The sequence below is a fragment of the Pseudaestuariivita rosea genome, assembly GCF_017592335.1.
In the GTDB taxonomy this organism is placed as follows: domain Bacteria; phylum Pseudomonadota; class Alphaproteobacteria; order Rhodobacterales; family Rhodobacteraceae; genus Parasulfitobacter; species Parasulfitobacter rosea.
This window is the reverse complement of sequence record NZ_JACNMP010000030.1, coordinates 1-15,438: the sequence shown is the minus strand read 5'-3', so window position 1 is coordinate 15,438 and position 15,438 is coordinate 1. Positions and strand designations below refer to the sequence as shown.

Genomic DNA, 15,438 nt, shown 5'->3' with positions numbered 1-15,438 from the left:
TGAAAAAGTTAATGTGATGGTGGTGACGTTCTGTCACCTAAAAGGGAACCGGGTGTAAACCCCGGACTGCCCCCGCAACTGTGAACGGGAAGCGGACCGATTAAAGCCACTGGCCTTTGGGGTTGGGAAGGTTCGGTCACCGCGATGATCCGCAAGTCAGGAGACCTGCCATCAAAAATGCAATCGCCGGGGCACCGGCACCAACAGTCGCCGGGTGGGCGACAAGGAGACGATATCATGCACATCGAACCAGGCGTCGTTGACGGCGCTAAGATGATATTTGCCTATGGCACAGCGGCCGCTGCCGCCGGATACTCGCTGAAACTCAGCGCTGATGATCTGAAAACACACTCAATCGGGTCATTCGCAATCCGCGCGATTATCGCGACAATCGGGGTTTTCATCTTTTTTGAGGTCCTGCCGCACTTCCCCGTCGGTATATCCGAGGTGCATTTTATCCTGGGAACAACGCTGTTCCTGATCCTTGGGGCTGGCCCAGCATCCTTTGGACTGGCGGCCGGTCTGGCTGTTCAGGGCGCCTTCTTTGCGCCATCTGACCTGCCAATGTATTTCGTGAATATCACAACCCTGCTGTTTCCACTGTTTGTCGTCGATGCCTTGGTCAAACGCATCGTGCCTGCGCATACGGCTTATGTCGATCTGAACTATATACAGGTTCTGAAAATGTCTGTGGTTTATCAGGGTGGCGTTGTGGCTTGGGTGGCATTCTGGGCGATCTACGGCCAGGGTGTTGGCGCTGAAAACCTGACTGCGGTCGCCAGCTTTGGTGCGGCCTATATGCTGGTCGTTCTGATCGAACCCATTGCTGATCTGGGTGTTTTAGCAGGTGCTAAAGGTTTGCGGCGCTTCAGCAAAAGTGGTGTTTTCACACAACGGCTGCATCATCCTGCTTAAGATTGCAATAACTCTAGGCGGGCGATCTTTGTATCGCCCGTTTTTGGCAAAATGACCCAGTTATTTCTTGTAGGCATCGGCACAGGAAACCCTCACCATCTGACGCGTCAGGCCCATAAAACCATTGCCGAAGCTGATCTGATCCTTGTGCCCCGCAAGGGGGACGGAAAATCTGATCTGGCTGATCTGCGTCATCAAATTGTCGCTGGCATTCGTTCAGACGCCGACCATGTGATCACTTATTTTGACATGCCCAGGCGTGGCCAAGACCAACCTTACCTTGAGGCCGTCACTGCCTGGCATGACGAAATCGCCCAAATCTGGGCCGCGAAAATCGCGGAACATCCCCCGGCCCAAAAGATCGCCCTGCTGGTCTGGGGGGATCCATCGCTTTATGACAGCACCTTGCGTATTGCTGCGCGGCTTAAGCCAATACCGCCAATCACGGTTATCCCTGGTATTACGTCCCTGCAAGCGCTGACGGCGGCCCATGCTATCCCGTTGAATACCTTGGGGGGCGAAATCATCGTCACGACAGGGCGGCGTCTAGGCGACGAAGGTTTTCCCGCAAACGACACAACCGTTGCCGTCATGCTGGACGGAACCTGCGCTTTTCAACAGTTTCTGGGGCAGGATCTGCACATCTGGTGGGGCGCATACCTTGGAATGCCGCAACAGCTTCTGATGTCGGGCGCTTTGGATGATGTCTGCCAGAATATTGTTAAAATACGCAACGCTGCGCGTGAGGACCATGGTTGGATCATGGACACGTACATACTAAGACCGATGATGGGCCAACTCGAGCCCTAAAGGTCTTTCTATTGGACAATCACCGTCCCTTTGAAGTGATCCAGCTTTTCCACAGTTTCCACCGCAAGCGATGCTTCGGCTTCGTTCAGTTGGGCCAATAAAGACGAAGCGACCCGAGGGGACAGACCCCCCGCCTGTATTCCTGCGGATGTTGCAAGTGTGGACCCCGACAGAAGTGTGACCTGCCAGTTATCCCCCGACCTGCGCAGGAATGCCCGACCACCGGTTTGACCGGCAGTCCAGCCCGCAACGGCAACATCGTCGATCACAGCCACTGCGGCCAGATCAAGATGTGCTGCGATTTGATCTTGTAGTGTTGACCGGATCAGGCTGCGGTCGTTGGAGATATCAGGATCAACACTGGAATGATCGTGGTGAGAATGATCAATCTCTTGCCCGCTTCCATTCCGTTCCTCGACCCAAAATTCGACCTCAACTTCGCCCGCGCGTTCAACAACAAGCGTTACCGTGAATTTCTCACCAACCTCAAAAGGGTCCCCATTAAGCCCCATGAACATGATGTGCTTGCCGCCCGGTTCCAGTTTGACTGTGCTTAAGGGCGGGATATCGAAACCATCGCTGCCGATCATTCTGGCGATGTTGTTTTCCATGACGGTTTCATGCAATGTTGCGCGGGGGAACGGTGATCTGACCTCAATCAGCCGGTCCGGCTCGGACCCGTTGTTCATGATGGTCAGATAGCCAATCCCCGTTTGTGCTGTTGCAGAGGTCGGGAAACTATATGGATGTGCCACGATCAGGTCGTCGGCACCATAACCGTGGGCGAAAACTGGTGTCGCAAAGGCAAGGGACAGGATGAAGGTCAAGATCCGTATCATTGTATCAGTCCTTTTGTGTCAGATGGCATCACGCGGTTTACAGTTGCGGAATGCCCGTTGGGCCATGGATCGGCATAGTCTGGATTGGTCAGCAGGCTTTCATCGGTCAGGCTTTCCAGAAAGGCGATCAGATCATCGATTTCGCGGTCTGTGGCTTCAAACCTGATCAACAACCCGCTTTTGTTGGGATGCGCCGCACCAACACCGGCATATGGACCGTCAATGATCGTACGGCCACCAGCTGCATAATGCTCAATCACCTCACGCAGTGTTCCAATGGACCCATCGTGCATATAAGGCGCGGTCAGCGCCATGTTGCGCAATGACGGTGTGCGGAGTTTGCCTATATCCTCTCTGCGCCCAGTGAACTCAACCAGCCCACCCTGATGTGGGGGATACGCGCCCGTGCCGCCGATATTATAAAGACCGGTGTTGTGGTAAGCTGTCTCGGCAAAGGGTGACCGTGCCGTTTGCATGTTGTCGTTGAACATGACCCCCATATAGCAATGATAGCATTCGAACCGGTGGTCGAAAAACAGCTGTTCGCCCCGTTTTGCGGCCTCGGATAAGGCGTCCGGATCGCCGCCGTATTTGAACTGATCATAAGGGCTGTTTGCCGAAATAATGCTACGCTGAAAAGCCCCAAGGGCGCGTGTGATCGAAAACAGATCAATCTGCCCCTCACGTTCCGGAAAGGCCGCTTTGAACGCATCCGTGTAGTAGGGATCACTTGCCAGCCGCGCAAACAGTTCTTGTTCGCGCCCGGACATACCCATTTCGACAGGTTCTGTCCCAAACAAAGGAAAAAGCGCTTGAAACTCAAGTGTTCCCGTATGGGGATTGGCCCATGTCAAAGCAGGGTTATAACCCGCATTGGCAATGCTTGGGGCATTCTTGCGGGCGGGCGTGTTCAAGACACCGCGCGATAGGACCCGGCCATCTGTAAAGGCCAATTCCTGTTCATGGCAGGATGCACAGGAAACCGTCTGATCCGCCGATAGCCGCGCATCATAGAACAAATGTCGCCCCAGATCGACCTTGGCGACACTCATCGGATTATCGTCCGGAACGGGTGGCGGCGCCATCCAGGCTGGCATGTTCCAGCGATAGCCAAGGTGATCCAGTATCAGCTCTGATCCGGTATCCGTTTTGGGGCGGTCCAGCACAACAACAAACAAAAGCGGTACGGCCAAAATGGCCGCACCAAGGGCGATAAGGCGTCGCATGTTCAGCGCACCGCGACCAAGCGTTGTGCCTCGGCACTGATATCATTGAAGGGCAGCCCGAGTTTCGGCAGTACAGTCGCACAGTCAGCATCATTCGGAAATGACATGCATCCGGGGCTGGTCTCGGGTGTATTCATCGTTAGATCGGATGCCGCAATAACAGGCGCGGGATCGATGACAATTTGCTGACGTAATGCGTTGAATGCGTCAAACGCAACCGTCATGACATTCAGATTGGCGCAGGGGCTTTCGGGGGGATCCGTTCTGGAATTGGATTGGCACATCGTCGAGCCAAGATGCAAAAACCATCCGCTCGCAGCACTATGACCATGCGCCCCTTCGGTATGCATGTCTTGTGCCATGTTCATGCCGTCCGCAGAAACCGGCGTCGTTTCAAACTTGATGAATTTGTAGCCCCCTCGCCAGTTCCAGAACATCGCGGTCAAGTTCAGCGGTGATGGTGCAAGGGTTGGGTCGCCATGGTTCCAATCGAAGGGAACACCTATATTAAAGCGCAGGCCGGTATAATTGCCCTCTGGCACTGTTCCGCGCACGGTCATATTCGTCTCGGCGGTGCCATTCGTGCAAGACCCAGTGCCATCTTCGAAATCGAGCAAAGCGATCGTTTCGACCTGCCACCGGCGATCCTGTTCCAATTCCAGCGGAACGGTTGCGCCATCTTCGGTGATCAATGCGACATTCGAAACGAACATGCGATAGTCCAGCACCTGAATGGGGCTATCAGCGGTGCCCAGCCCATTATACGTTTCTGTGCAGCTAAAGGGTGTGCCACCAAGTTCAGCCGCGAAATTCAAGGTAACGGGTTGATCCGCAAAGGCGGGCGTAGCGGCAACCAGCTGCGTGTCAGGAAGGAAGCTCCTGAAGCGCAAGAGTTTGCATCTGCACTAAGCGTGACCATCGCTCAGGTCGGAATCGGACTCGGTGCGTTGATCGGCGGCAAGGTGATCGACGTGCAAGGTCTCGCCGCTCTTGGGTCAGCAAATGCACTGATCGGTATAGCAGGCCTTGTCGTCGCGCTGCTCATCGTCATCGGCATCCGCAGTACGAGATGGAAACCTATACCGGCAGAATAGAAACGGGAAAACCATCTTAATGGCCGCCCATATTGGGCGGCCATTAGGTTGAGCGAACCTTCGGGCGGTGATTTCTAATGACAGGTTGGTCCCGCCGAGCTGACCTTCCCTATACTGCGAAAATGACCATCATCCCTACGCAGATCTCGCTTAGCCGATGGTGATCGTGGCGATGAAAGACGGATCAAATTCGAAAAGTCTGGCTCACAGAATAGAAATCTAGCGTCTCTTCAACAGTCAATTTAGTATCCATCTGTGCCATGAGTTGTTCGACACGTCTTGAGCCAAGTTTGATCACAGAAATTCAGCCGACACGGCGGGTTTCAATGCGGCTGTTTATTAGTTCGAAAGCAGCTTCGTTGTCCTTGAAGTCTGCATCTGGACTGATGACCGTTTCGTCATCCGGACTGATCCTTTGTCCCACCTAATCTGCCTCCAGCAGTCCCAAAATGATTTTTGCGTGCCCGTTTTGCAAATGGGAGATTGGGAAGTGATCATCCAGATCTTCAAAACTGGCGAACATTTCGCGCGACATGGACAGCGTCACGATCGGTCCAAAGATAAGATGACTGAGCACCTTTTTATCGACGTCCTTAAAGGCACCCTGATCAATCCCCCGGTCGATCAACTGCCACATAAGCGCTTCTTGAGGTTCGATGTAGTCCGAGTGAAAGGACCGCGCGACTGACGGGAAAGCACGCGAAACCTCTGCAATAAGCGGCGACATCTGACCAACAGGCGATCCGACAATCGTGCTGTAGAGCGTGTCCAACGCCAGTCGTAGCTGGGTTTCCGGGCTCTGGCTGGTGTCGGCGAGAATTTCCTCCAGCGCGACGAGCGCCTCCTTATAACCATCGGTCACGCACGCAATGAACAAGTCCTCTTTGCCAGAAAAATGGTGGTAGAGGCTTGCCTTTGTAATGTCGCAGGCATTGGCGATCTTGCTCATCGACGTGCCGGAAAACCCGTTCTTGAGAAATAGATCGGTACTGATCCGAATGATCTCTGCCTGCCGGTCGCCCGACTGATTTTTTTCGACTGTGTCCATTGACGTCCTCTATCCCCCGCCTAACTAGCCTACCGAACGGTCGGTTATCAGATAGGAGTGCTGTGTGATGGGACAAGAATGGTTGAAAACAAAATTATTTGCCACGGCGATCTGTCTTCCCTGTTTCGCATTTGCGCAAGATTTGGTCGAGGTTGCAGAGACAGACGATGTGCAAGCGATCTTCGTGCAGACCTATGTCGTTCCCGAAGGCAGTGGCACAAGCACGCGTCAGTTTTTTGGCCAGATCGCGGCATTGGAAACCGTAGACATCTCATTCGAAGTGGGCGGCTATCTGACCGAGATCGAGGCCCAGGAAGGCAGTCGCGTTTCCGCTGGCACGCCAATCGCGGCTCTTGATCTGGCACCTTTCGAACGGGCTGTGGAGCGAGCCGAGCTCGCCTTGGCGCAAGCCGAGCGTGACAGGGTGCGAGCAGCTGAACTCGCCTCTCGCAATGTGAGCTCTGAAGTGCGCGCACAGGACGCCGAGACATCGCGGGATCTCGCAGACGTTGCCTTGCGAGAGGCGCGCGAAGCCTTGGCCGATGCGCAAATCTCAGCACCTTTCGACGGCCTGATCGCCGACCGGATCGCGACCCCGTTTTCAACCATCCAACCTGGTCAGCCCATCCTGCGCATTCACAACATGTCCGAAGTGCGCGTCGAATTTGACCTGCCCGAGCGCGTGCTGTCGCAGATCGGTGACCTCTCGGCTATTCGGTTCGAAGGTGCACTGGCCAATAGCGACAGCCCAATTGATCTGACGTTCCGCGAGTTTCGCGCTGAGACCGGCCGTGTGGGGCAGAGTTACACGGTCTCTCTCGCCGCTGAAACGGAGCAGTCTCCATTCCTACTCCCCGGACGGACAATCGTCGTCTCTGCCAGCGTTGAAGCAGCACAGGATACGATCGTAATCCCCGCAAGTGCCATCGCGACCCGGCCTGATGGCGCGCAGGTCGTCGTTCTTGTGCAGGAAAACCAAAAAGGGGGACTGATCGCGCGCTATCAGCCTGTCGATGTCACCAGCACCAATGGCACGACGTTTCAGGTGCGAGGCCTCGCACCCGGCAACGAAATCGTCCGCATTGGCGCACATCTTATCGATGAAGATATGCCGCTGAAGCGGTTTGTTGGCCTGACTGTGGAAGGAAGCTAACCCATGCAGATCGCACGCTTGTCCATCCAAAAACCGCTCTATACCTGGCTTCTGATCCTGTTTTGCCTGTTCGGTGGTGCCGCAGGATATCTCGGCGTCGGCAAGCTCGAAGATCCCGTCTTTACGCTTAAGTCCGGGCTGGTAATCACCCCCTACCCCGGAGCAACGGCGGCGGAAGTCGCCATCGAAGTGTCCGAGGTGCTGGAAGCCGAGATACAGCAGATGGATGAGGTGGATTACATCACCTCGACCAACCGTCCGGGCGTGTCCGTGATCGAAGTCACAATTCGGGACACGTTCGGCGGCGATGAATTACCGCAGGTTTGGGATGACATGCGCGACCGCGTAGCGGATGCGCAGGGGGCGCTGCCCACCGGTGCCCTGCCCCCGACGGTCAATGACAGCTTCGGCGATGTGTTCGGACTGCTCTATGCGGTCTCGGCCCCGGGCTATGACGATGCGACCATCTGGGACATTGCGACGTTTCTGCGCCGCGAATTGCTGACAGTCGACGGTGTGGCAAACGCCCAAACACTTGGCCTGCCGGAAGAGGCTATTTTTGTCGAACCTTCGAGCGAGATTCTGACCGCGCTTGGCGTGCCACCGGGCGTCATCGTTGGTGCAGTGTCGTCCGCAGACCAGATCGTTCCGACAGGCACAGCAGACAATGAGCGCGCGGATGTTCGCATCACCGCGCCGGCCCCCGATAACAGCGTCTCTGAGATCAGCGCGCTGACCTTCGGGTTTCGAGGGGAGGTGCTGAACCTTACGGACCTGGCCGATGTCACTCGTGGAAGGATCGATGCCCCCCGCCAAATGATCCGGCACAATGGCGTCGAGGCGTTTACCATCGGCGTTGCTGGCCTGACGTCCGAGAATATCGTGACTGTCGGACAGCGTGTCGAAGAACGTCTTGCCGAGATCACACCGCTGCTGCCCGCAGGCGTGACGCTTGAGCCGATTTACGAACAACACCGCGTTGTCGACACGGCCAACAAGGATTTCCTTGGCAGTCTCGCGATGTCCGTTGGCGTCGTGATCGCCGTTCTGGCCCTGTTCATGGGGTGGAGGGCATCCATCGTCGTGGGCGGCTCGCTCCTGCTCACCGTCAGCTTCACATTCTTTTTCATGTATCTCTTTGACATCAAAGTTGAGCGCATCAGCCTGGGCGCGCTGATCATCGCCATGGGCATGCTGGTCGACAATGCAATCGTGGTCGCTGAAGGGATGCAGGTGCAGATGCGGCGTGGGCGCAAAGCCATTGACGCCGCGGCCGAGGTCGCGCGCCGGACGCAGATCCCGCTGCTAGGGGCGACAATCATTGGTATCATGGCGTTCGCCGGGATCGGCCTCAGCCCGGATAGCTCGGGTGAGTTCCTGTTCACGCTCTTTGCCGTGATCAGCATCTCGCTGCTTTTGTCATGGCTTCTGGCGGTGACGGTCACCCCTTTGCTAGCCAGCTATTTCTTCCGCACAGAGACCTCCGAAGGGTCGAAAGACCCCTACGATACACTTTTTTTCCGAGGATACGGCGCGGTGGTGCGCGGCGCACTTCGCGTGCGTTGGCTTGTCATCATCGGACTGATTGGCGCCACCGTCGCCGGCGTCGGGTCGATGGGATTGGTCAAACAACAGTTCTTCCCGCCTGCGACCACACCGCTGGTCTATCTGAACTACAATGCGGCACAGGGAACATCCATCGCGTCGACCAGCGAAGACCTTGCCGTGCTGGAAGACTGGCTGTTGGAACAGCCATCGGTTGAGGCGGTCACGGCAACGATCGGTGCCAGCATGACCCGGTTCCTGCTCACCTACACTCCGGAAGACCCAAATCCATCTTACGGCCAACTGATTATTCGCGTGGCAGACCATACCGCCATTCCGGACTTGAGAGACGCCTTAAGCGACTATGCTGCGACGGCCGTGCCCTGGGCCGAGACCCGCGTGCAACAGATCATCTATGGCCCGCCGGTGGGTGCGGATGTCGAGGTGCGCCTGTCCGGCCCCGATCCGCAGGTGCTGCGCAAACTGGCGCAGGAGGCCCAGAACATCTTCGAGCAGCAAACCGATCTGCTGACCATCGAACGCACCGATTGGCGTGAGCAGGAGCTGACGACACAGCCGATCTTCGCCACGGACCGCGCGCAAGCGCTCGGCATCAGTCGGGCGGATGTGTCCCAGGCCATCGCGTTGGCGACCGACGGTCTGCGCGTGGGCACGTTCCGTGAGAACGACAGACAAATCCCTGTTCTTATCCGCACGCCGCGTGGCGAACAGGCCAGCGCCGACTACCTGCTGGACCAGCCGATCTATGCGCCGTCGTCGCAGAACTACACCAGCCTTGCGCAGGTGGTAGACGGGTTTGACGTTGTTCCACGCGATACACTCATTCAACGCCGCGACCGGACGCCGACCATCAGCGTACAAGCCTTTACAGTCCCAGACGTTCTACCCCCGCAGGCCTTTGTCGAAGTGCGTGCTGCCATCGAGGCAATGGACCTCCCCCCCGGTTACCGCATGGAGTGGGGTGGTGAGTTCGAAAGCGCCAGCACCGCGCAGGCGAGCCTTGGCCGCCAGATGCCGCTGGCCTTCGGCACCATGTTCCTCATCACGCTTCTGCTGTTTGGTAAATTGCGCCAGACTGCTGTGATCTGGACCGTTGTTCCGATGGCGGTCACCGGCGTGGGTCTGGGTCTGTTGTTCACCAACCTGCCCTTCAGCTTCACTGCCCTGCTGGGATTGCTGAGCTTGTCTGGCATGCTCATCAAGAACGCCATCGTCCTCGTCGAGGAGATCGACGCCCAAAAGGAGGAGGAAGGCCTGCCACAGTCGCAAGCCATCGTCACGGCCTCGGTCAGCCGTCTGCGCCCGGTCGTCCTGGCCGCAGCCACCACGATCCTCGGTATGGTGCCGCTGTTGAATGATGCGTTCTTTGCCTCAATGGCCGTGGCCATCATGGCCGGGTTGGGCTTTGCCTCTGTGCTGACACTGATCGGCGTTCCAGCGCTCTATCACACGTATCTCAGGAAAGAGCGCCGTGAAGAGAAAGCTGCCAAGGCCAAAGCCGAAGGCAAGACAACACGTGGGTGGTTGCGCAAGCGGCCCGCGGAGACGCCAAAAGAGCCTGAAGGCGATACCGACGCCCTGAAGATCGCTGCAGAGTGATCAAATGGTAGATGGTTTTGAACATATGATCGATGCCGCACGCCCCTTTTTTCGGGGGCTTGCGGCCAACAACGAAAAGGCGTGGTTCGAGCCGCGAAAGCAAGACTACGTAGATGATATCCGCAAGCCTGCGGAGTTCTTTGCAGACCTGGCGGCAGAAGACCTGAGCCGGATCACCAGGCAACCACATTTGCCGAAAGTCTACCGCATCTACCGCGACGTGCGCTTTTCGAAAGATAAATCACCCTACAATCCCTGGCTTCATATCCTGTGGTCTCAATCGGATCAGGATAAGCTTTGCGCCAGCTGGTTCTTTGCCTGTGGCGCAGAAGAGCTGTCGCTTAGCGTTGGTGTCATCTCGCTTGGTGGCGAAGACCTACGACGGTACCGCGCCTTCATCGATAAATGGGGCGCTCTTGTTTGCGAGAGACTAGATGCGGTGACCAAACGCGGCGGTCAAATTTCCGACTACGGTGCAGCACCGCTCAAACGTGTTCCCAAGCCCTATGAGGCCGATCACCCCCATGGCGGTCTGATCCGGCGCAAGGGTCTCGTCATCACTCAACCGTTCGCAGAGGATTGGCGCGAACGGTCTTTTCTCTCATCGTTCAACCAGACCGTGAACGATCTCATGCCTGTTTGGTCGCTTTTCGATCAACATCTTTGACGACTTAAGGATACCCCATGAAAGCTCTCTTCTTTGGATCAATCGGCGCAGTTGTGGAGACATCTGAGCTCCAGCGCGAAGCCTTTAACACAGCTTTCCAAAACCACGGTCTGGATTGGCACTGGGACCGCGAGTCATACCGTGACGCACTTGTGGCGTCGGGCGGGGCTCAGCGCATTTCTGACTATGCGCAAACCCTCGGTCAGGAGGTTGATGCTGCGGCAATCCATGCAACCAAGACCGAGATATTCCAAACCCTCATGGATGAGCGGCCGCTCTCACCACGTGAAGGTGTCGTAGCAGCGCTCGAACTCGCCAGGGCAAGGAGCATGGCGACGGCTTTAGTCTCTTCCACGGATGCGCGCAGCGTTGCGCGCGTCGAGGCTCTCATCGCGAAAGACGCGTCCCATACATTCGACCACGCGACCTCGGCGAATGAGGGCCATCCGCAAAAGCCAGCCCGTGACATCTATGTTTCGGTGGTCAAGAGGTTGGACCTTGATGCCGCGGACACACTGGTCATCGAAGACAACGCCGCCGGTGTCGCCTCAGCGAATGCCGCTGGGTGCTTCGTGGTCGCCTATCCCGGCGCGAACACTGGCGATCATGACTACTCCAACGCAGACATCGTTTGCACACCTGATCTGGCTGACACCGTTCGCGCGGTTCTCGACGGCACGCACGTGGAGAAGCCTACATGACGGGCGCGCGTGACGTAAAACAGGTGCCATTTGCTGCCGATGCAATACGTGACGAGGTCGTTCATCATGGCGTCGCCGTTGTACGCAACACCCCGATCTCCGCTCAGGACTTCATCGCCTTCCTGCGTGGGTTTGGAGAGCTGATGTTCACCGCCGGAGAGACCCCGGTTCAGGGGTCAGAAGATTCAAATCTGGTCACTAATGTTGGAAGAACGGCACCGCCCAAAAGCGTGTTTCACTCGGACACCACCTACGTCTCGCGCCCTCCGTCCATCACTGGGCTAATGGCGGTGGACGTGCCGCAGAAAGGTGGCGCCACACTTTTCCGCGACCAGTATTCCGCCTATGACCTCTTGTCGCTGGAAGACAAATCCTTGTTCGAAGGCGCAGAGATTTTGCACGGCGTCAGCGGTATCGAGCCGACCGAAGGCAGTGAGACAGAATGCTGGCATCCTTTGGTTCGCACCCATCTCGAAACAGGGCGTAAATCCCTTTTCCTGACCACGCCAGCGCGATGCGTCGCACTCCGACTGTGCGACGGCGAAGATGCATCAGATCGAATTGCAGACCTCTATGAGATGTCCATCGCCCGCGCCACAAGCTCTATGAATATCTGGTCTGCCTGGGACCTGCTATTCTGGGACAAAAGGTGCACGATGCACGCGGCTGACCACAGCGCAGTGATCGGTGACCGGACGCTCTACCGTGGGATGGTCCAGGGTGAGGCACCTGTCGGAGCTCGCTGTGATGTCTGATAACCCTGCGTCCCGGCTTGTGCACGCAGACGATGAGATCGTCGATGCAGAGTGGATCGTCTCAGACGCATCCGCACATGACCTGACCACGCGTCAAAGGCGGATGAGCCTCGCTGCGGTCATGATCCATATGCTTGGCATCGGTCTGACGCTCGGCATCACCTTTCCTCTGGTCTCGCTCACCTTTGCAAGCTGGGGCGCGCCCGATTGGCAGGTTGGTCTCTCCAGCGCGATGGCCCCGCTGGCGGTTCTTTTGCTCATGCCGTTCCTGCCCCAGGTCGCGCGAAAACTCGGAGCGATCAAGGCAATGTTCCTTGGTTGCGCCATTGGTGGCCTCGCGTTGTTGAGCATGTATCTGTTCCCGTCGGTCGCCGTCTGGATCGCCGCGCGGTTCGTCGTGGGAACAGGATTGGCTTTGCCTTGGCTCGTTGGTGATGTGTGGGTCAACTCGGTCGCGAAAGAGACATCGCGCGGGCGTGTCATCGCAGGCTATGTGATCTGCCTCTTCGCAGGTTTTGCAGCCGGACCGATCATGCTGGAAACTGTCGGGATCGAGGGATTTACGCCATTTGGCGTCGCACTCGGAGCCTTGGGGCTGGCTGTCATCCCATTTCTATTTGTCGCAAAACACGCGCCGACAATCGACGTGCACGAAAACAGCGGCATCTGGTCCGCCGCCAAAACAGCTCCGGCCATTGCCGTGGCCGCCTTTGCCGCTGGCTTTACCGAGGCTTGCATATTTGCTTTGTTGCCAAACTGGGGCCTTGCGACCGGCCTTGCGGAAACCGCAGCGCTCCGCCTCCTTACTGTCTGTGTCATTGGTGGGATCATAATCCAGCTGTGTCTTGGGGCGCTGGCAGATGTCGTTGATCGAACACTTGGGCTTGCGGTGATTGGTCTTTGCCTCTTCGGATTATCGTTCTCGATGCATTTTGCCGTGGGCTCGCTCGTCTACATCTTTGCATTCGGGATCGGCGGTTTCGTACTCACGCTCTACGGGTTGTCCCTTACACTACTGGGGCAAGTGTTTCGGAGGGACGAGCTCGCGATGGCGAGTGCAGCCTTCCTCATCCTTTATCAGATCGGATCGGCGACCGGACCCGTGACCACTGGCGCGGCCATGGACGTCATAGGTGCCGAAGCATTTCTGGCCGTTCTCGCTGCGAGCGGGCTGGTCGTCTTCACATCAGCAATTCTTACCTGGGCAAAGGCCAATCAATGAAAGCATCCTTACTGAAAGACGGAAATACGCCGCGCATCGCCGGAACCATGCCCGTCCCCGCGTTCTTTACGGTTGCTGCGATCCTGAGTGCGCTTTCGATGCTCAGTCTGATGGCCACCGATATGTATCTGCCAACGCTCCCACGATTGGCAGATGATCTGGCGGCATCAACCCAGGCGGCGCAGCTAACGCTTGTAGTGTTCTTTTTTGGTCTGGGGCTTTCTCAGCTGATCGGTGGGCCATTGAGCGACCACTACGGGCGACGTCCGGTTTTATTGGTAAGCGTAGCCGCCTTTGGCCTTGCCAGCGTGATGTGTGGTCTGGCATCCAACATAGAGACGCTCCTGATCGCGCGGTTTATTCAGGCGCTCGCGGCAGGCAGCATGGTCGTTTTACCTCGTGCCATCACAATCGATCTCTATACCGGTGCACGGGCCACGAAGCTGATCGGTATCATGTCGATCGTCACAGCCGTGTCCCCGATGCTTGCGCCGCTGGCAGGAAGCGGCGTTTTATTGATCGGTGGTTGGCGGGCGATTTTTTGGGTGCTAGCCAGCTTCACGACGGTTGCGTTCTTCGTTTGCGTACGGCGGCTACCGGAGACGACGACGCCTCAACGACTTCAACTATCACACGAAGAAACACTAATCGTCAGAACACAGACAATCCTGACCGATGGCCGCTTCATGCGACCAACGCTTATCAGCTCCATGGCCTTTGTTTGCTTCTCGGTCCTGATCACAACAGCACCGTTCGTCTACATTGAGCAATTCGGCCTTTCGCCGACTGGCTTCGGCATTGCCTTCGGCGCCAACGCCCTTGGGTTCATCTTTGGGGCCGCTCTGGGCGGTCCATTGCAGGGAAAGCTTGGTGGACTTCGGGTTCTGATGCTGGGGAAAAGTGTCTTTCTCATCGCAAGTGTCGGGATGAGCGTGTTGGCGGCCGTTTTGGATGTTTCGATGCCAGTAGCAGTCGGCGGCATGTCCGTGGTGCTCTTTGGATTGGGGCTGATACTGCCAACAGCGACCGTGTTTGCTTTGGAACATTTCAACACAGCCTCTGGGCTCGCCTCGTCTCTGATTGGCGCGCTTCAAATGCTGATTGGTGGTAGTGCCGCCGGCCTCCTCAGTCTGATGTTCGACGGCTCATACTTGATGATGATCGGTGCCATCGCTTTCGCAGCGTTGGTCGCAAGCGCCATCACAGTCGCCAATGACCAAAAAGATCCCAAAACCGAAAGGAATACGCAATGATTGGATATGTAACTTTAGGAACAAACGATTTGTCCAAGGGAGCACCGTTTTATGATGCTCTTGCCGCAGAGATGGGGACCGAGCGCATTGCTGGGTCCGAAGAGGCAGGATTTATTGCATGGGGTCCGCCCGATGGCGCTGGCGGAATCAGCATCATCAAACCGTACAATGGAGATGCCGCAACAGTCGGCAACGGGGTGATGGTCGCTCTTCATGCCAAAAGCCGGGAAGAAGTCGACCGCATTCACAAGAAAGCGTTGTCGCTCGGGGGAGCTGACGAAGGCGCGCCGGGCATGCGCGAAGGTGAGCCTTACTACGTCTGCTACTTCCGGGATCTTGATGGCAATAAGCTGAATGCGTTCACAATGGCGGAGTGAGTGACAGCATTGCAGTCCACTGTCTCTCAGACGTCTTGGATGAAAATCACGGCCCACCGCGCTTGGACCTGTTCGTCGAAATGGATCAATGAACCGCTCCGGGTTTTCCGGAGGCTCCAAATCGAGGAAGGATTGGAGCCATGGGAAAAGACAACAGAGCGAACCGCTATTCACCTGAGACACGAGCAAGGGCCGTGCGGATGGTGTTCGACA

Annotated in this window: 15 protein-coding genes and 1 riboswitch; of the genes, 11 read left to right on the top strand and 4 right to left on the bottom strand. The window is 56.8% G+C overall.

What is annotated here, in order from left to right; all coding sequences use genetic code 11:
- A riboswitch (cobalamin riboswitch) is annotated at nt 1-187 on the top strand.
- A 50-nt stretch (nt 188-237) separates the two neighbouring features.
- Nucleotides 238-915 carry an energy-coupling factor ABC transporter permease gene (locus H7848_RS15885; RefSeq protein WP_208353405.1) on the top strand — a complete coding sequence of 226 codons (678 nt, stop codon included), beginning with the start codon at nt 238-240 and terminating at the stop codon, nt 913-915.
- A 51-nt stretch (nt 916-966) separates the two neighbouring features.
- Entirely contained in the window at nt 967-1,725 is a 759-nt protein-coding gene (gene cobF, locus H7848_RS15880; protein ID WP_208353403.1) for a precorrin-6A synthase (deacetylating), read from the top strand.
- 8 nt (nt 1,726-1,733) lie between these two features.
- Here the strand turns inward: cobF and H7848_RS15875 are convergent, their stop codons facing one another.
- From H7848_RS15875 to H7848_RS15865, 3 genes are read right to left on the bottom strand one after another with little or no spacing between them, the layout of a single operon-like run.
- Nucleotides 1,734-2,564 carry a copper uptake system-associated protein gene (locus H7848_RS15875; RefSeq protein ID WP_208353402.1) on the bottom strand — a complete coding sequence of 277 codons (831 nt, stop codon included), beginning with the start codon at nt 2,562-2,564 and terminating at the stop codon, nt 1,734-1,736.
- A complete protein-coding gene (locus H7848_RS15870) occupies nt 2,561-3,790 on the bottom strand; it encodes a methanobactin export MATE transporter MbnM (protein ID WP_208353400.1) in 1,230 nt (409 codons plus the stop codon). Before H7848_RS15870 ends, H7848_RS15875 begins: the two co-directional genes overlap by 4 nt.
- 2 nt (nt 3,791-3,792) lie before the next feature.
- On the bottom strand, nt 3,793-4,605 hold the full coding sequence (locus H7848_RS15865; protein WP_237072797.1) for an MbnP family copper-binding protein: 813 nt from the start codon (nt 4,603-4,605) through the stop codon (nt 3,793-3,795).
- Nucleotides 4,606-4,614: 9 nt separating this feature from the next.
- Between H7848_RS15865 and H7848_RS15860 the strand changes: the two genes are divergently transcribed.
- Nucleotides 4,615-4,884 carry a hypothetical protein gene (locus tag H7848_RS15860; RefSeq protein ID WP_208353449.1) on the top strand — a complete coding sequence of 90 codons (270 nt, stop codon included), beginning with the start codon at nt 4,615-4,617 and terminating at the stop codon, nt 4,882-4,884.
- A gap of 424 nt (nt 4,885-5,308) precedes the next feature.
- On the opposite strand, the gene H7848_RS15855 is transcribed toward H7848_RS15860, so the two are convergent.
- Entirely contained in the window at nt 5,309-5,932 is a 624-nt protein-coding gene (locus tag H7848_RS15855; protein ID WP_208353398.1) for a TetR/AcrR family transcriptional regulator, read from the bottom strand.
- 82 nt (nt 5,933-6,014) lie between these two features.
- Here H7848_RS15855 and H7848_RS15850 point away from each other — a divergent pair, with 82 nt between their 5' ends.
- The 8 genes from H7848_RS15850 to H7848_RS15815 are packed head-to-tail and all read left to right on the top strand — an operon-like array spanning nt 6,015 to nt 15,225.
- Nucleotides 6,015-7,085, top strand: a complete 1,071-nt coding sequence (locus tag H7848_RS15850; protein WP_208353395.1) for an efflux RND transporter periplasmic adaptor subunit — start codon at nt 6,015-6,017, stop codon at nt 7,083-7,085.
- 3 nt (nt 7,086-7,088) lie between these two features.
- Complete coding sequence (locus H7848_RS15845) at nt 7,089-10,250, top strand: efflux RND transporter permease subunit (protein ID WP_208353392.1); 3,162 nt, start codon at nt 7,089-7,091, stop codon at nt 10,248-10,250.
- A gap of 4 nt (nt 10,251-10,254) precedes the next feature.
- Nucleotides 10,255-10,917: a DUF2461 domain-containing protein gene (locus H7848_RS15840; protein ID WP_208353390.1), complete on the top strand. Its 663-nt coding sequence runs from the start codon at nt 10,255-10,257 to the stop codon at nt 10,915-10,917.
- A 17-nt stretch (nt 10,918-10,934) separates the two neighbouring features.
- Entirely contained in the window at nt 10,935-11,618 is a 684-nt protein-coding gene (locus tag H7848_RS15835) for an HAD family hydrolase (protein WP_208353388.1), read from the top strand.
- On the top strand, nt 11,615-12,373 hold the full coding sequence (locus H7848_RS15830; RefSeq protein ID WP_208353386.1) for a TauD/TfdA dioxygenase family protein: 759 nt from the start codon (nt 11,615-11,617) through the stop codon (nt 12,371-12,373). Before H7848_RS15835 ends, H7848_RS15830 begins: the two co-directional genes overlap by 4 nt.
- Nucleotides 12,366-13,595: an MFS transporter gene (locus H7848_RS15825; protein WP_237072799.1), complete on the top strand. Its 1,230-nt coding sequence runs from the start codon at nt 12,366-12,368 to the stop codon at nt 13,593-13,595. The genes H7848_RS15830 and H7848_RS15825 overlap by 8 nt, the downstream gene beginning before the upstream one ends.
- Nucleotides 13,592-14,848 (top strand): multidrug effflux MFS transporter, encoded by a 1,257-nt coding sequence (locus H7848_RS15820; RefSeq protein ID WP_208353382.1) that lies wholly within the window; start codon nt 13,592-13,594, stop codon nt 14,846-14,848. The genes H7848_RS15825 and H7848_RS15820 overlap by 4 nt, the downstream gene beginning before the upstream one ends.
- Nucleotides 14,845-15,225 (top strand): VOC family protein, encoded by a 381-nt coding sequence (locus tag H7848_RS15815; RefSeq protein ID WP_208353380.1) that lies wholly within the window; start codon nt 14,845-14,847, stop codon nt 15,223-15,225. Before H7848_RS15820 ends, H7848_RS15815 begins: the two co-directional genes overlap by 4 nt.
- Nucleotides 15,226-15,438: the final 213 nt, after the last annotated feature.